Genomic DNA, 16,142 nt, shown 5'->3' on the forward strand with positions numbered 1-16,142 from the left:
GGCGATCGCCTGACCCACCGCCGACTCCATCCAAAAGGCCAAATTTCAGACGCCCTCAGGGGCCAGAATCCGCACGCCATCGACGCCGACCCACCAGAGCCCATTACATCAGCGGCGTCCTAGGCTGACCACACAGTGCGATCGTCGACGCGGCTGTGCTCGGCGAGCATCGAGAACACCTTGCCTCCCGCGCTGTTGTGTGAGTTGCTAGCCGTACTGGCCAGCGACGCTTATCGGAGCAGTGTTCTGGGGTCGGGGAAGCCCAGTTTGGTGTAGCCGGGCGCGCGTTTTCGCAGTGAAGAGGCGAGTACTGGGGTGAGTTCGTCGTGGTAGTCGTGAACGGTTGCGGTGGCCTTGGCGGCGTGTGGCCGGGTGATGCGCCCGACGTATTGGACGAGTCGGTTCTTGAACGTGATTGGGGCCGCGAGAAACAGCGTGTCCAGGGCCGGGCAGTCGAATCCCTCGCCGATGAACGAGCTGGTGCCGACGATCAGCAATGGCCCGGCTTCGGCGGTGTGGTTGGCGAGTTGTTCGGAAATCTCGCGGCGTTGGCGCGCCTTCATCTGGCCGCTGAATACGACCACATCCTTGCCGGCGTTTCGGAGTCGTTCGGCGATGGCGTTGAGGTGATCAATCCATGTGGTGAGGACGAGGATGTTGGCGCCGTCGGCGTGAGCGGAGAGAACGTCGGCGACGATCTGCTCAAGCCGGGCCTCGTCGGCAATGAGGGCTCGGTAGATCTCGGCCATCCCGCCTGGCGCACTGGGATCGGCTTGTCCGGTGTAGCGGAACTGGGTGGGATGGATGTATAGGACAGGGTGCGGTGCGAGCAAGTCGGTGCCCGCCGAGGGGAGTTGGCCCGCCGTAGGGGCTTCGAGGGTGACGTGATGTGATCCGAGTTGGTGGTAGATGAGGTCTTCGAGCCCATCGCGGCGTTCGGGTGTAGCGGTGAGCCCGAGCCAGTATTTGGCGGGTATTCGATTTAGGACGTGAAAGAACGCGCTGGCCGCGATGTGATGGCATTCGTCGGCGACGACGAAACCGTAACTCGCCGTGAGATCTTCGATGTTGCCACGGCGGGCGAGTGTGGGTAGCAACGCAATGTCGATTATGCCGGTGGTCTTGGATCGCCCGCCGCCGATCTGTCCGCACTTGAATCCGAGGTGTTTCTGCAACCGGTCACGCCACTGGTCCGCCAGCGCTTTGCGGTCGACCAGGATGAGTGTTGAGGTGGCGTGGGAAGCGATTGCGGCGCAGGCAATTACCGTCTTGCCCAAGCCAGGAGGTGCGATCAGCACGCTGGTGTCTTCCTCAATTAATCGCCGGACTGCGTCGGCCTGGTCGGACCTGAGCTCGGTTGAGCAGATGAATTCATGACGATCGCCGATGACGCGCTTATCGTCGATGTGCAACGTACTTCCTGCTGACTCGACCAAGTCGGTGAGCAGCCCGTACAGACCACGAGGCAGCACAAGATCGCCCTCGACTGTCTCGTCGTAGCTGTAAAGGAAGCGCGGAGTATCCCAGGTGCTGCGTCGAGCGCGCTGGCGAGCATCAAACTCGGGATTGCGAATGGAGCCCGCGTGTTTCACCGCCGCGATCATGGCCGGACCAAGATCGTTGGCGGTCAGCGTGATTCGAGATGTGAAGGTTGCCCGGATGATCGTCGCCGGCCTCGGCACGATCTTCGACGAGGTGGGTAGCTGCAGCCGGCGCACGCGATGGCCGAACAGCGGATCGGGCAGAGTGCGAACCAGCGTGGTCACGTCCTTGTGCGACAGCCGCGCGATGCTGGACAGGTAGGCCCATTGGTCGTCGAAGGGCTCCAGCGTGGCGGGGTCGAGGAACAGCGTTGTGCCGTGTTGTCGGCGTTTGCCGTTGAGGGGGGCGGCGATGAGGTTGCCCATGCCGCGGCCGGTGTGGATATCTTGGGAGGGAAACAGCCGGTCGTAGCTGGTGAGGTGCATGCTGCCGCGGAGTTGGAAAGCCTCGCCGAGCAGGCTGGTCGCGATGCTGCGGGCTGTTGCCGCCGACGTGGCCTGTGCGAAGAAGATCCACACGTGCGCACCTCGGCCCGACTGCGACACCTCTAAAGCTGCCGGAACATTGTGTGCTCGCGCGGCTTTCATATAAGCGAGTGCATCGAGCATTGCGGCTTCCTTGTCGAAGTCAGCCGCGACCCACCAGCAGGTGTCATCGTCGCCAAGCGGATACAGGCCGATATGAAGCTCCCCGCGCAGGTGTTTGTCGACGACGTCGGGAGTGAAAGGAAGATACGGGGTGTCCGCACGGTTCATGCCCTTGCGCCAGTACCCGCGAATTGCCGGCATCCAACCGGATCGACCGTCGCGGCGGTTCTCCCAACGCACCGCGTAAACATCTGAGCGACAACGAAACAGATCGAGGAAGAAACGGACCTTGTCTTCGGGCGCCGATCTCATGCTGATCGGCGATCCCGGTGCCCCGGTAAGGGTGGCTTGATCTGGATCCGCCGATCGAGCCTGCTCTTCGCTCAGTTGTAGTAGTCGACGCAAACGCGCATTGTCGGCGCGCAACGTGTCCAACTCGCCCGGGAACCGTTCCTCCACAACCACAGTCTGCCGATCCCCGCGCCGGCGATGCAGGCCGATGGAGTAGTCGCCTCGGCAGGGCGGTCAGATGGCGGCGCGGATGAGCTCGACTGCTTCGGTCATCTGGTATCGCTGAACCAGCCGATTCAAAAGCTCCGCGGTCGTTAGTGGTGGGGCGGTATACCGGGAGGCCATGGTTTTCACAGCCCGCAGCGCCAGGTCTGGTGAGACCGATACAGTATCTGCCGCAAATTCGGCGGGGGACACAACCTTGATGTGCGCGGGAATCTTCGCTGCCGGGAAGTCCCTGAGGTTATCGGTGACGATGGTGCCCGCTCCACCGACCACCGCTGCTGCAGCCACATGTTCATCGTTGGGGTCTGGCAGGTGGAAACTTCCGTCGTAAGGTTCCCAGTTTTCGACCACTGCGTCGTCGAACGCCGTCGTCATCTGGTCAATGAGGTGACGGGCCCGCGCGGTCGCGGCAGCGGGTTGTTCTCCGCGAATCATCAGCTTCTGTGTCTCGTGGAATTCGAGTTCGGCCAGGATTTGGATTGACCACAGCGGTCGATAGAGCCCTTCGATTGCGAGTGAAAGCAAGAAGTCCCGCTGCAAGCTCGGCCATAGCACCGAGGTATCGAGGAAAGCGGCGAACATCGCCGCCCATGGTGTCAGCTTGGTTGGGCTGATTTGTTTCGGCGCGCCGCCACAGCGCTTCGTGCTTCGCGCAGTTGCTTTCGGATCGTGTCGGGATCGTCATCGTGGCCGATGTCGGCGGTCGCCACAAGCGCGTCGTATTGGCGTTTGCGGCGCTCCTCGCGATAGGACAGCACGTCATCGAGCAGAAGGCGATGCCGGTTGCCAATTCGTTCGGCAGGCAGGACGTTGTCATTGATCAACCGCACTATCGTCGGGCGGCTCACGCCGAGAAGGTCGGCCGCCTGCTGTGTGGTTAGTGTCATGGTTTGCGGCGCGACGGTCACTGCCTTGCCCGCATGAAGCGCTGCCACGACTTTCGTCAAGGCTTCGTGGACCGCGCCGGGCAGCTCGATCCGGTCGTGCTCATCGACACCAACCAGTGCGTAACTCGGAGAAGCCGCCGCGCCATGTCGGCGCTCGTGAGCCGCCAGGAACCCGACCACCGGTGCGAGTTCCTCCGGATGCTCGGAGAGGAATGTCGCGGTCGCGACCGCTTCGGCGCCCATGGGAGTTCACCACCTATTCGAACGAAGCGAATTTATTTTCGGAACGTTCGAATAGTAGCTCGAATGACGGCGCGAGTCCACGTCACTTCATCCAGCCGTCACGTTTCGCCGTCTGCCGACTCGATTACCGCGGAGGACGGCCGAGGTGGCTCGGAACGCGCCGCGACGGCGTGGACGCGTTCCATCGCCTGACCTACCTGTTTGAGAACGCGCCATGGCTTCCGCCTCTCGTCAGTGGTCAGAGTTCGACCGCTTCGTCATCAGGAATCGTTGACCATTGCACCGCGCGCGACGCCATGTCGGGAGACACGGACACGGTTGCCCGAACCTGTCGGTGCCCTTGCTTAGGCTCTGCTTGTGGAGTACGAAGCGATCGACGCATTGCGGGAGCGGCACCCCGCTTGGCGTCTGCTGCGTGCGGGTAACGCCACTTTGATCCTCTCCTTCCTGGGGAAGTTCTTTGTCGAAGGCAACCGGGGCGCGTGTTCGGCGAGCGAAGTCGCGGCCGCGTTGGACGACCATCTCTATGCGCTCAACGACGAAGAACCCAGCGAAAACGGCCAGGCACGGTTTCCGAAGAGCCCGCGAGCGTACTTGGAGGACTGGGCGGCCACCGACGCCGCGTATTTGCGGCGGTTCTACCCGCCCGGCGACGACGAAGTCCACTATGAGGTGACACCGGCTTTCGAGAAAGCCTATGCCTGGGTCACGACGCTGCAGGGCAGGTCGTTCGTGGGAACGGAGTCCCGGCTGCACACCGTGGTTGAGCTACTGCGACAGATCGTGCACGGAACCGAAGTCGAACCGGATGTCCGGCTTGCCGAGTTGCGCCGTCGTCGCGACGAACTCGACGTTGAGATCGCGGCCGTTGAGGCCGGCGTCGTGCAGGTGCTGGATGCGACAGCGGTGCGAGATCGCTACCAACAGCTCGCCGCGACCGCGCGTGAACTGCTTTCGGATTTTCGCGAGGTCGAAGAGAATTTCCGGATGCTCGACCGGGCCGCGCGAGAGAAAATTGCGGCGTGGGACGGCTCCAAGGGCGAGTTACTTACTGAGCTGGTCGGAACTCGCTCCGAAATTGCCGGCTCGGACCAGGGTCGCAGCTTCCAGGCGTTCTACGACTTCCTGCTCTCCGAGGCGCGCCAGGCCGAGCTCACCGAGCTGCTCGCCAAAGTGTCCATGCTGGACACGATCGAACAGGACCAGCGGATCCGCGGTATCCACCACGACTGGTCGGAAGCTGCCGACCGGGCCCAGCGCACCGTCCGGCAGATATCTGAGCAATTGCGTCGCTTTCTCGATGACCAGATCTGGCTGGAGAACCGGCGTGTCCTGGACTTGGTCCGGGCGGTGGAAAACGTCGCCCTCGGGCTGCGCGACGCCCCGCCGCCGTTCGGGCTCGAGGTCGACCAGCCGGGCATCGTGATCACCCTGCCATTGGAGCGACCGCTCTATCAAGCTCCGGTGGCGGTCGCCGTCGAAAGTGACATTTCAGCGGCGACAGAGGATCTCGACACCGACCTACTCTTCACCCAGACCTACATCGACCAAGCCCGTCTGGCCGAGATCATCCGCACCGTTCTGCCCGAGAACTCCTCCGCCCTGCTGTCCGACGTCGTCGCCGTACACCCGATCGAACAAGGAGCCGCGGAAATCGTTGGCTATCTTGCCCTGGACGACGAAGACGTGACGGTTGACATGGACGTCGCCGACGAGACCCTCCTCGAATACTCCGACCCTGCGGACCCGGACGTCACCAAGCGGGCGAGGCTGCCGAAAGTGACGGTGCGGCGCCGATGAGCAACGAGCACGCGGTCGCCGGCGCCATCATCCGGTTGATGCAGGGAGTCGTCTACCGCGAGTCCGACGAGGACAGCTGGCTGACGCTGGAACGCTTGGGCGCCGGTGTCCGAGACCATTTCGCCACGATCGGCGTCGACGTGGTGGTCGATGACGCGGAGGGCTACGCCTACCTTCGGTCCCGACCCGACGACGACGGGGCCGAGGCGCTGCCGCGCCTGGTCCGCAGGCGCGCGCTGACATACAACGTCAGTCTTCTGCTGGTGCTCTTACGCAAGAGGCTGGTCGAGTTTGAAACCAGCAGCGGTGAAGGCCGATTGGTGCTCAGCACCGACCAGATCGTCGAAATGCTGCGGCTCTTCCAGGCCGAATCCACCAACGACGCACGAGTCGTGGATCAAGCGGAGACGACGATCAAGAAGGCCGCCGAACTGGGCTTCCTGCGCCAGTTGCGCGGTCAGCGCGACCAGTGGGAGGTGCGGCGCATCCTCAAGGCCTACGTCGACGCCGAGACGTTGTCGGACTTCGCGGCCAAACTGCGCGAGTATGCCGGGACGGTAGTCAGCGATGAGTGAAACAGTCGCTGCCACAGTAAAGCTCGATGAAAGCCCAGGGGCGGGCTACCGGTTGGCGCATGCGGAGCTGTTGAACTGGGGCACCTTCGACCGCCAGGTCTGGCGGTTCAGCCCGGGCACCGATACCGCACTGTTGACCGGTGACATCGGCTCCGGTAAGTCGACGATCGTCGACGCGCTCACCACCTTGCTGGTTCCCTCGCACAAAGCTGCCTACAACAAAGCCGCCGGCGCCGACGCCAGGGAACGCACACTGCGCTCGTACGTGGAAGGCCACTACAAATCGGAGCGAAACGAGGCCACCGGCAAGTCCCGCGCCAAGGGGCTGCGGGAACATCGGCGAACGTACTCGGTGATCCTCGGTGTGTTCATCAACCACGGCTATGACGAGACGGTCACCCTGGCCCAAGTCTTCCAGCAACGCGAGAGCACCGGACAGCCCTACCGCTTCTTCGTCACCGCGACCAAACAGCTGTCGATCGCGACAGACTTTGCCGAGTTCGGGTCTGACCTTCGCGACCTGCGCAAGAGACTGCGCGCTTCCGGCGCGGAGATCTTCGACGAGTTCCCCAAGTATGCCGTCTCGCTGCGCCGCCTGCTCGGCATCCGATCCGAGCAGGCACTTGAGCTGTTCCACCAGACGGTGTCGATGAAATCCGTTGGCAATCTGAACGATTTCGTGCGCGACCACATGCTCGAGCCGAGCGACTCGACGGAGCGCGTCCGCGACATCATCGCCCACTTTGACGACCTGACCAAGGCGCATGACGCCGTCAAGCGGGCGCGCGAGCAACTCGAAGCACTGGAGCCGGTTGTGCAGACCGCGGCCAGGTATGACGCCGCGCTCACCGAGCGCGACACACTGGAGCGGGAGCGAGCGGCAGTCCGGCTGTTCATCGCGGAGCTTCGCTCCGGGCTGTTGGCCGGCGAGATTGCCCGGCTGGAAGCTGACGCCGCCGTCCGGTCGAAGGAACTGGGAACCGCCGAGACGACGCAGCAACGGCTCAAGCATGAGCGCGAATCTTTGATCGAGGAGCGCGCCCGGGCGGGTGGGCACCGCATCGGGGAGCTGGAGCGACTTGCAAGCGAGGCCCGGGCCGAGGCCGAAACACGCCGTGGCACAAGGGCTTTGTTCGACGCCGCTGTCGCCGACGCGGGGCTGGAACGCGTCAGCGGAGCAGCGGAGTTCGCGGCCTTGTCGGCGCTGATCTCCGCGGAACGTCCGCGGCTGACCGCCGAGAAACGAGACCTCGACGCGGCCACCGCCGACGCGATAGGGCTCGAGCGAGAGCTGCGGCGCAAGTGCGAACTGGTCGCCGACGAGATCACCAGCCTGGAGCAACGCACCAGCAATTTGCCCGTCGAGCAGGTCGAGGTGCGCGCCGAGATGTGCGCGGCCCTCGGGTTGACGGCGGAGGACCTTCCCTACGCGGGTGAGCTCCTCGACGTGTTCGATGAGCACGCCGATTGGCGGGGCGCCGCCGAACGGGTGCTGCGCGGGTTCGCGCTCTCGCTGCTGGTGCCGCAGCGGCATTACGATGCCGTCGCCGGGTGGGTGAACAGCCGACGGCTCACGTTCCACGGGCGTGGCGGCAACGCGACCGGAGCGAAGCTGGTCTACGAGAGGGTTCCCCGTCAACAGGTTCGGCTGCAACCCTCCGGCCACGACGGGCTGCGGCTTGCCGACTGCATCGACATCAAGGACGGGCCGTTCCGGGACTATCTGGTCAACGAGCTCACGAAGCGTGCCGACTTCCGCTGTGCGGCAAGCCTAACCGAGTTCCAAACCCAACGGCGTGCCGTCACCCGCGAGGGTCAGGTGCGTTCCGGCGATCGACACGAAAAGGACGACCGGCATCGCGTCGACGATCCCCGTCGCTGGGTCCTGGGCTGGGCCAACGAACGCAAGATCGCCGCGCTGCGCGCTGAACTGGCCCAGCTGGAGGCCGAGTGCGAGGCGGCCGCCTCCGACGTGGCCGGGCTCAGCGCCCAGCGGGAGGCGCTGCAGGAAAGGCTGGACGCCCTTCTTCGGGTCGAGGGCTTTCGCTCCTGGATCGACCTCGACGTCGACGAGGCCGAGGCACGCGCGAAAAACCATGATGCTGAACGTATTCGGCTGGAGGCCGGTTCGTCGCGTCTGGAGGAAATCACCCGCGCGTTGGACAGCAATACCGAGGAAGAGAACGCGGTCGCCGAGTTGATCAGGAAACTCACCGGCGAGCTTGCCACCACGGTCGCCAAGGCAAAGCAAGCGGAACAGGACAAGAAGCGCGACGACGACTTCGTCACCGCACGCCTGCACCACGAACTGACAACCGCCCGGGAGTCCTACGCTGCTCTGGACGAGCGCCTGGGAAAGCGCCGGCCGACGCGCGCAGCGGACTGCGCCGACACCGAGACGGTCCTGTCCGACGATCTGCACAGGCGGATCGAGAAGCTGACCCGCGAACTCAATGGCCACGGACTGAACCTGGGGCAGTACATGGCGGCGGTTTTGGCCCGGTGGCCCGAGTTGCGCGCGGACATGGACGCCAATGTCGATGCGCGCCAAGAGTTCCTGGCGTTCCGGGCCCGCGTCGCGACGGACGATCTCCCGCGTTTCGAAAGCGAGTTCAAAGAACAGCTCAACAAGAACACCATCCAGGAGCTCGCGGGATTCAACAACTGGCTGGGCCGACAGGCGTCGGCCATTGACCAGCGCGTCAACCGGATTAACGAGGCGCTCGGGGCGGTGCCCTACAACCCGGGTCGCTTCATCCGCCTCGAAAAGGAACCGACCACCAACCAGGACGTCGCGCAATTCCGTTCGGACTTGCGCAACCTGACCAACGACAGCCTCGCGATCGATGGCGACCAGTACTCCGAGCAACGTTTCCTCGACGTCAAGCGGATCATCGAACGCTTCCGCGGCCGCGACGGCTACGCCGAATCCGACAAGACCTGGACTCGACGCGTCACCGATGTGCGCAACTGGTTCGTTTTCTCGGCCTCCGAGCGTGACGTCGAGACCGACCTCGAGTGGGAGCACTACAGCGACTCCGACGGCAAGTCTGGCGGCCAGAAAGAGAAGCTGGCGTACACGATCCTCGCGGCTTCGCTCGCTTACCAGTTCGGGCTCGAGTGGGGAGCGCAGCGGTCACGAGACTTCCGGTTCGCGGTCATCGACGAAGCGTTCGGTCGCGGCTCGGATATCTCGACACGCTATGCGCTGGAGCTCTTCGCGACGCTCGGGCTGCAACTTCTCATCATCACGCCGTTGCAGAAGGTGCATGTCATCGAGCCGTACGTCAAGGCAATTGGATTCGTCGACAATCCGACCGGAACCTTCTCTCGGCTCCAGACGATGACGATCGAGGAGTACCGGACAAGACGCGATGGTCGGCGGCCGTGAGTGCCGGATGGACAACGCCCGAGGATATCGGCGCCAGAGTCCGACGCCGGTGGGACGACGGATCGTTATTGCGTGCCCATGCCAACGGTGATCACTTCGATCAGATCGAAGTGCCACTTCGTGGCCCGAGACCGTCGGAGGTGGGTGATGACCTTGGCGCTGCGCGCAGATGGGTAGCGGCCCTCGACGCCGGCCGCCGCGACGATCGTCGATACACGCTGCAATGGCAATCGATCGGCGGCAGACAGATCGGCCGGAACCAGTTGCCTGTACGGGCAGTCGTGTCCTCGATGGGGCAGGCCTGCGCTCTCTTGGGTGTCACTGCGTCGCTTCGCCGGTTCGACGAACTGTTGGTTCTCACACAGCAACATCCGCGGGTTCGACAGTGGGTCGTCGACCATCCGCATCGTGCGCTCGAACTGGCATCCGAGATGCCGCGGCTGATCGCCGCCTACATTTGGCTTGACAGTAACCGGCATTCACATCGCTATCTGCGCGAGATCAGTGCACCCGGAGTCGATACCAAGTTTGCCGAGAGACACCGACCGGTTCTGGCAGCCATGCTTGGCGTGTCGTCGACAGCCTCGGGATTTCTGGCCGGTCTTGGCCTGCGATCGAAGCCCGGATTGGTTCGGCTGCGGCCCGCACCCTCGCTGGGCCTACTGACTTCCTTGACAGAGATAGGGCTGCGTTCCGCGGAATTGGCGCAGCTCACCGTCGAACCACGGGTGGCTGTGATCGTTGAGAACGAGATCAGCTATCTGAGCGTAGACGTCCCCGATAACGGCGTCCTCATCTGGGGGAGGGGATTCGACGTCGACAGCGTGGGCCGGCTGCCATGGCTCTCCGAAGCCGACGTCCTCTACTGGGGCGACATCGATACGCATGGATTCGCCATACTCGATCGTCTGCGGGCGTGGCTGCCGCAGGCACAGTCGGTGCTGATGGATCGCCAGACACTGCTTGCGCATCGCGGCCGTTGGGTGACCGAAGACCGCCCGGCCACGTCCGTCCTCACGCGTCTGACGCCTGACGAGCAGGAACTCTATTGGGAATTGGTCACTGATGGGTTGGGCGATCGAGTGCGTCTTGAACAGGAGCGAATCGACTGGCATTGGGTCGAGCAACGGCTACCGGCTTAAGGCCCAAATGGTGTATCGCTTTCCATATTTTCGGTGCGTAGATGCCCATGAGATTGGTGTACAGTACGCGGCGCTACACTCTTTGCCGCTGCGCACACAAGCCGGCGAGATCGCCGCCGCCCTGGGCAGCGTCCCCATGGACTTCACCGATTCCGATTCGGGAACTCGCCAAAAACAGCCAGCACCGCCCTTCCGTCTACCCGACCTGATCATCGCTGCGACGGCGGAACTCCACGGGGCGACCGTCCTGCATTACGACGCCGACTACGACCGTATCGCCGCCGTGACCGGCCAGGCTACAGAGTGGGTGGCAACTAAGGGGTCGCTGTAACCGGGATTTTCGTCGCTCGAATCCTGTCGTCGTTGATCAGGCATATGAACCGCCTCCTCAGCGACCACTTAATTTAACCATCGTGCCGCCCCGATTGAGGTCCGCCCGAAATTCGCACGACACACTCGCAGAGCAAATGCGACGCTTGAGGCGTGGACGAGGAACCGGAGATGTACGTGGTCGACTTCTCCGATGCTCCCGGCGCGTCCGAGTATCGGGAGCGACGCGAGCGCGCCCGTACCGAGGGCCGCCGGCGTTACCACGACTACCTCGCGGCGCTGCTCGACCTGCATGGCGCCACGGATCCTGGCGCGCTCGCCGACGTTGTACTCGATGCCCTCACGTGTTGGCGCGATGTCGAGAGCGGCGAGCTCTGCCCGTGCTCGTGCCACTCCCGGCTGCCCGAAAGTGACTTCCACGACTATGGGCTCGGTTGCGGGTGCGCGCGGTCGGCGAAGGATCGTCGACGCGCGCAGGATGAGTGGCGGAACCGTATTGAGGAATTTTGGGAATCGCCCGAAGGCAAGCGGATTCGGTCTCGCGAGCGCGCTGCGGAAGCCGAGGTCGAGGCGTGGCTAGCGACGCAGCGCGGTGTCGTCATCCACAGCCACGGCGGTTTGGCACCTGAACAGTGGCGCGGGGAAGTCGACGGCCATAGCTTTTATTTTCGCGAACGCCATGACGAGTGGCGCATCGAGCTCGACCTGCGCGCCAGCGGTCGCTTCGCCCGCGCCTTCGTCGGTACCGACGTCGATGGCGACGCCCGTTTCGAGGAGCGCGAGCTGTCCGAAGGCGACATGATCGCCCATGGCACTACCAACGTCGACGGCTACGGAACGACGTCGGTCGAGCGGGCGAAGTTCATCGTGGACACGATTCGGGTGTACCTCGCCCGCGAAGGATGCAACCTCCATGTGCGGGACCTGTCGTCGATCGCAGCACTGCTCGGCCGCGAGGTTCGCTGGTGCCCAGCCTGCGGCACCCGTGTATCCAGCGACTGATGGGGCGGGGCAGCGTCGCGCCGACAAGGGGTCGTGCGTTGGCTTGCCCGAGCGTTCGTGATCGACGAGTTGCTTTATTGCACCAGCTTTCTGGCGCTGGCGGGCATCACGCTCCGGATTGCGAATGGAAGCTGCGTGTTTGACGGCTGCGATCATCGTCGGGCCAAGATCGTTGGCTGTCAGGGTGAGTCGGGACGCAAAGGTTGCGCGGATGATCGCTGCCGGTCTCGGTACGATTTTGGACGACGTGGATAGCTGCAGCCTGCGTACGCGATGGCCGAATTGTGGTTCGGGCAGCCTGCGAGCAAGCGTGGCCGCGTCCTTGTGCGATAGCCGCGCGATGCTGGACAAGTACGCCCACTGGTCGTCGAGGGGTTCCAGTGTGGCGGGGTCGAGGAACAGCGTGGTGCCGTGCTGGCGGCGTTTGCCGTTGAGCGGTGCGGCGATCAGGTTGCCCATGCCGCGGCCCGTGTGGACGTCTTGGGAGGGAAACAGCTGCTCAGGCGCATGTTCCCGCGTAGTTGAAAAGCCTCGCCGAGCAGGCTGGTCGCGATACTGCGTGCCGTTGCCGCCGATGTCGCCTGCGCGAAGAAGGTCCATACATGTGCGCCCCGCCCCGATTGCGACACCTCCAACGCCGCCGGAACCTGATGGGCGCGTGCGGCTTTCAGGTATGCCAGTGCATCGAGCATTGCGGCCTCTTTGTCGAAGTCGGTCGCGACCCACCAACATGTATCATCGCCAAGCGGATAGAGGCCGATATGATTTTCGCTGCGTAGGTGCTTGTTGGTCGATGACGTCGGTGGTCAGCGGAAGATAGTTCGCATCGGTGCGCTTGCTACCTCGTCGCCAATAGCCGTGAATGGCCGGCATCCAACCGGAGCGACCGGCGCGGCGGTTCTCCCATCGCAGAGCGTAAACATCGGAGCGACAGCGAAATAGGCTCACCGGCGACTCCCGGGGCACCGAGGAGGGTGGCGGTGATCCGGATCCGCCGCTCGGGCCTGCTCTTCGTTCAGTTTCGGTAGGCGACGCAAACGCACATTGTCGGCGCGCAACGTCGCCGCCAACTCACCCGGGAACCGCTCTTTCCACAACCACAGTCTGCCGGTCGCTGCGCGGGCGGTGCACGCTGCTGACGTGCTCGGCCGGACGCGTCAGATGACGGCGCGGATGAGCTCGACCGCGTCGCTCATCAGGTGTCGCCGAACCGGTCGGCGCAACAATAACTATTTGCTTACGTTTGGCGTTATTAACGAACCACGTTACTATTGGCTCGGTGATCCGCTCCTTCAAGGACAGGGACAGCGAGAAAGTGTGGAACCTGACCTTTGCGAAGCGCTTCAGCAAAGAAGTCGCGAAGAGAGCTCGCGAAAAGAAGCAGCCCATCGATGCGGCGGAAAACATCAACGATCTGCGAGTGCCGCCGGGAAATCGCTTGGAGAAGCTCGCAGGCGACCGCGAGGGCCAGCACAGCATTCGCGTCAACGACCAGTGGCGAGTGTGCTTTGTCTGGGCACATGACGGCGCCGAGCAGGTCGAGTTGGCTGACTACCACTAAGAGAGGCGAAGACCATGCCTGATTTCATGCCGACGCACCCGGGTGTAATCCTCCTGACGGAGTTCATGGAGCCACTTGGTGTTACGCAGTACCGGTTGGCGAAGGCGATCGACGTGCCATTGCCGCGGATCCACGAGATCGTGCACGGCAGGCGGGCAATTACTGCAGATACCGGGCTACGACTTTCCCGCGCGTTCGGGCTAAGTGACATGTTCTGGATCAACATGCAGGCCCGCTATGACGCCGACATGGCACGGGTTGGCCTTGGCGACCAGCTCAGCCAGATCGAGAGCATTGCTTGAACCGCTCCCGTCCCGAACAACACGAAGAGTCGCGGTCGACCCAGAGGTCGCAGGTTCGAATCCGGTCCCTGCTACTAAAACGAAAGGCCGCCGGCCGTGGTACAACCGTGAGCCATGAGCAGCCTTGCCGACGAGACGCGGTGGATGGATGCCACGGACCAGGCGAGGCTGGTGGCCAACGGCGACGTCACACCGGGCGAACTGCTCGAGGCCGCCATCGAGCGGATCGAGCGGACGAACCCGCCGCTCAACGCCGTCGTCATCGAGTGGTTCGACCATGCCCGACAAGTGGCCGCCGATCCGAACCTGCCCCACGGCCCCTTTCGCGGCGTCCCGTTTCTGCTCAAGGACCTCTACACCAGCTTCACCGGCCAAACCCTGTCCAACGGCAACGTGGCCCTCAAGGAAGCCCGCAAGATCGACACCGCCGACACGACGCTGGTCGCCCGGTTCAAGGCGGCGGGACTGGTCATCGCCGGGCGGACAAATACCCCGGAGGCGGGCAGCCTGCCGACCACGCAGCCGCTGGCCTGGGGAGCGACCCGCAACCCGTGGGCGCTAGACCGAACCCCGGGCGGGTCAAGCGGCGGCGCCGCCGCCGCGGTGGCCGTAGGGATGGTTCCCTTCGCCAACGCCTCCGACGGCGGCGGCAGCATCCGCATCCCGGCGTCGTGCTGCGGCGTCCTCGGGCTCAAGCCGAGCCAGGGACGCATCACGGTCGGGCCAGCGCGCGCCGAGGCGGGGCTGGGCGTCGAACTGTGCGTCAGCCGCACAGTGCGCGACACCGCGGGCCTGCTCGATGCGGTGCGCGGTCCCGGCATCGGCGACAGCGTGATCGCGCCGCCACCGGAGCGGCCGTACCTCGAGGAAGTGGGTAAAGACCCCGGACGGCTGCGCATCGGGCTGCTCGACGTCCATCCCCGCGGCGACTTCCTGCACCAGGACTGCGTCACGGCGGTACGCGCCGCGGCGTCGATGCTGGAGGGCCTGGGCCACATCGTCGAGCCGGCCTGGCCAACTTGCCTCGCCGACACCACGCTGCCCCAAAAGTTCATGGCGCTGTGGGCGACGGGAATGGCCATGGCGGTCCGCGGATTCGGCGAGACGCTGGGCCGCGAGATGACCAAAGACGATGTTGAGCCGGTGAACTGGGCGCTCGTCGAGCAGGCGCAGCGGTTGACCGCCGTCGACTATGCCGCGGCGCAGGCGGCGGGCTGGACATTCCGGCGGGCCCTGCAGCAGTGGTGGGCCGACGGCTGGGATCTGTTACTCACCCCGACGGTTGCCGAGCCGCCGCTCCCGCTGACGGAGTTCGAGAACGACCCCGAACACCCGACGGCGCCGATGCGCCGCGCCGGCCAGTTCGCCGCGTTCACACCGCCGTTCAACATGAGCGGACAGCCGGCGATCAGCCTGCCGCTACACCGCAACGCCGAGGGCCTGCCCATCGGCGTCCAGCTGGCCGCCGCTTACGGCCGCGAGGATGTCCTGATTCGCGTTGCGTCCCAACTGGAATCGGCCCACCCCTGGTCGTCCCAGCATCCGGCCTAGAGGTGACTTACCGCGAAATCCGCGGCCTCGCCCGTCATCCCGTTCGTCAGATACGCCGCGTGGGCGAAGGTGGGCGGCGCGCTGGGTGCGCCGTTGCAGATGGTGTCGTCGGGAACGCACAGCTGAAGCGTCTTGGACGCGTACAGTGGGCCGATTCTGATGGGCGGCGAGCCGTTTTCGGTGAGGAACTGATTCGACGGCGTGCCGAACAGGGTCACCGCCGCGACATGGTTCGCCACTTCCGCCGGCATCGGCTTGGGTACGTACGAGGCGTATTCGGCGGGCACTTCCTTCGGTATCGCGGCCGAGGTGACGAAACCGGCCAGCGCCGCACCCTGGGAGTAGCCGCCGAGCACGATCCGGGTGTTGGGGCAGTTCGCCGCCGTGGACTCGATGTGAGTGCCGGCGTCGCGGATCCCGTCGACGAAAGTTCTGGCGAACTCAATGCCGGCGCCGAAATCGCTGCTGGCGGGGTAGTTGACCGGATAGACGTTGACCGACCTGCCGCCGGCCCGGGCGTTCAGCGCGTCGACGAACGCCTGACCGACCCCGCCGACCCCGGGTAGCTCGGCGGTACCGCGGGCGAACACCACCTCGACGTCCGGACACGGCTGGGCCGACGCGACCGGCACCGGCGCACTGAGCACCGCGCCAACGCTCACCACACCAGCCACGAACAATTTGATGACGTCCATCGCTACCTCATCGCGTCG

General features: G+C 64.3%; 14 protein-coding genes and 1 pseudogene. 9 read left to right on the forward strand and 6 right to left on the reverse strand.

The features are described from left to right. Positions 1-230 precede the first annotated feature (230 nt). The 3 genes from AWC14_RS03230 to AWC14_RS03240 all read right to left on the reverse strand — a co-directional run bounded on the left by AWC14_RS03230 (position 231) and on the right by AWC14_RS03240 (position 3,775). Positions 231-2,588, reverse strand: coding sequence for a DEAD/DEAH box helicase (locus AWC14_RS03230; protein WP_045379909.1), 2,358 nt, complete (start codon positions 2,586-2,588; stop codon positions 231-233). Positions 2,589-2,654: 66 nt separating this feature from the next. Then, positions 2,655-3,227, reverse strand: coding sequence for a PIN domain-containing protein (locus AWC14_RS03235; protein ID WP_045379906.1), 573 nt, complete (start codon positions 3,225-3,227; stop codon positions 2,655-2,657). A 14-nt stretch (positions 3,228-3,241) separates the two neighbouring features. Further along, positions 3,242-3,775 carry a helix-turn-helix domain-containing protein gene (locus AWC14_RS03240; protein ID WP_045379903.1) on the reverse strand — a complete coding sequence of 178 codons (534 nt, stop codon included), beginning with the start codon at positions 3,773-3,775 and terminating at the stop codon, positions 3,242-3,244. A gap of 357 nt (positions 3,776-4,132) precedes the next feature. Here AWC14_RS03240 and AWC14_RS03245 point away from each other — a divergent pair, with 357 nt between their 5' ends. The 6 genes from AWC14_RS03245 to AWC14_RS03270 all read left to right on the forward strand — a co-directional run bounded on the left by AWC14_RS03245 (position 4,133) and on the right by AWC14_RS03270 (position 12,015). Further along, a complete protein-coding gene (locus AWC14_RS03245) occupies positions 4,133-5,575 on the forward strand; it encodes a DUF3375 domain-containing protein (protein WP_045379902.1) in 1,443 nt (480 codons plus the stop codon). Beyond that, positions 5,572-6,150, forward strand: coding sequence for a DUF4194 domain-containing protein (locus tag AWC14_RS03250; protein ID WP_045379900.1), 579 nt, complete (start codon positions 5,572-5,574; stop codon positions 6,148-6,150). The genes AWC14_RS03245 and AWC14_RS03250 overlap by 4 nt, the downstream gene beginning before the upstream one ends. After that, on the forward strand, positions 6,143-9,541 hold the full coding sequence (locus tag AWC14_RS03255) for an ATP-binding protein (protein WP_045379898.1): 3,399 nt from the start codon (positions 6,143-6,145) through the stop codon (positions 9,539-9,541). The genes AWC14_RS03250 and AWC14_RS03255 overlap by 8 nt, the downstream gene beginning before the upstream one ends. Next, on the forward strand, positions 9,538-10,683 hold the full coding sequence (locus AWC14_RS03260) for a Wadjet anti-phage system protein JetD domain-containing protein (protein ID WP_045379895.1): 1,146 nt from the start codon (positions 9,538-9,540) through the stop codon (positions 10,681-10,683). The genes AWC14_RS03255 and AWC14_RS03260 overlap by 4 nt, the downstream gene beginning before the upstream one ends. Positions 10,684-10,765: 82 nt before the next feature. Further along, the gene (locus AWC14_RS29920) at positions 10,766-11,014 is read left to right on the forward strand and encodes a PIN domain-containing protein (protein ID WP_069601520.1); all 249 of its coding nucleotides are present in this window, start codon (positions 10,766-10,768) and stop codon (positions 11,012-11,014) included. Between the two features lie 152 nt (positions 11,015-11,166). Next, a complete protein-coding gene (locus AWC14_RS03270; RefSeq protein ID WP_235215931.1) occupies positions 11,167-12,015 on the forward strand; it encodes a hypothetical protein in 849 nt (282 codons plus the stop codon). Positions 12,016-12,390: 375 nt separating this feature from the next. Here AWC14_RS03270 and AWC14_RS30125 read toward each other — a convergent pair. Continuing rightward, positions 12,391-12,776, reverse strand: a pseudogene (locus AWC14_RS30125) (TOTE conflict system archaeo-eukaryotic primase domain-containing protein); the annotation flags it as partial. After that, on the reverse strand, positions 12,751-12,981 hold the full coding sequence (locus AWC14_RS30130) for a TOTE conflict system archaeo-eukaryotic primase domain-containing protein (RefSeq protein WP_428838936.1): 231 nt from the start codon (positions 12,979-12,981) through the stop codon (positions 12,751-12,753). The gene AWC14_RS30130 and the pseudogene AWC14_RS30125, both read right to left, overlap by 26 nt. 313 nt (positions 12,982-13,294) lie before the next feature. On the opposite strand from AWC14_RS30130, the gene AWC14_RS03280 reads away from it, so the two are divergent. The 3 genes from AWC14_RS03280 (at position 13,295) to AWC14_RS03290 (ending at position 15,429) form a co-directional block, all read left to right on the forward strand. Continuing rightward, positions 13,295-13,576: a type II toxin-antitoxin system RelE/ParE family toxin gene (locus AWC14_RS03280; protein WP_045379892.1), complete on the forward strand. Its 282-nt coding sequence runs from the start codon at positions 13,295-13,297 to the stop codon at positions 13,574-13,576. Between the two features lie 14 nt (positions 13,577-13,590). Continuing rightward, entirely contained in the window at positions 13,591-13,878 is a 288-nt protein-coding gene (locus AWC14_RS03285) for a HigA family addiction module antitoxin (RefSeq protein ID WP_045379889.1), read from the forward strand. A gap of 114 nt (positions 13,879-13,992) precedes the next feature. Further along, complete coding sequence (locus AWC14_RS03290) at positions 13,993-15,429, forward strand: amidase (RefSeq protein WP_045379886.1); 1,437 nt, start codon at positions 13,993-13,995, stop codon at positions 15,427-15,429. Here AWC14_RS03290 and AWC14_RS03295 read toward each other — a convergent pair. Next, positions 15,426-16,124, reverse strand: coding sequence for a cutinase family protein (locus AWC14_RS03295; RefSeq protein ID WP_045379883.1), 699 nt, complete (start codon positions 16,122-16,124; stop codon positions 15,426-15,428). The genes AWC14_RS03290 and AWC14_RS03295 overlap by 4 nt on opposite strands. Positions 16,125-16,142 lie beyond the last annotated feature (18 nt).

This window comes from Mycobacterium kyorinense, assembly GCF_002101735.1.
Taxonomy (GTDB): domain Bacteria; phylum Actinomycetota; class Actinomycetes; order Mycobacteriales; family Mycobacteriaceae; genus Mycobacterium; species Mycobacterium kyorinense.

Excerpts from the sequence above, each read along its gene's own strand:
- AWC14_RS03235 (WP_045379906.1), bottom strand. The coding sequence starts at position 3,227 with ATGTTCGCCGCTTTCCTCGATACCTCGGTGCTATGGCCGAGCTTGCAG.
- AWC14_RS03240 (WP_045379903.1), bottom strand. The coding sequence starts at position 3,775 with ATGGGCGCCGAAGCGGTCGCGACCGCGACATTCCTCTCCGAGCATCCG.
- AWC14_RS03250 (WP_045379900.1), top strand. The coding sequence starts at position 5,572 with ATGAGCAACGAGCACGCGGTCGCCGGCGCCATCATCCGGTTGATGCAG.
- AWC14_RS03255 (WP_045379898.1), top strand. The coding sequence starts at position 6,143 with ATGAGTGAAACAGTCGCTGCCACAGTAAAGCTCGATGAAAGCCCAGGG.
- AWC14_RS03285 (WP_045379889.1), top strand. The coding sequence starts at position 13,591 with ATGCCTGATTTCATGCCGACGCACCCGGGTGTAATCCTCCTGACGGAG.
- AWC14_RS03290 (WP_045379886.1), top strand. The coding sequence starts at position 13,993 with ATGAGCAGCCTTGCCGACGAGACGCGGTGGATGGATGCCACGGACCAG.
- AWC14_RS03295 (WP_045379883.1), bottom strand. The coding sequence starts at position 16,124 with ATGGACGTCATCAAATTGTTCGTGGCTGGTGTGGTGAGCGTTGGCGCG.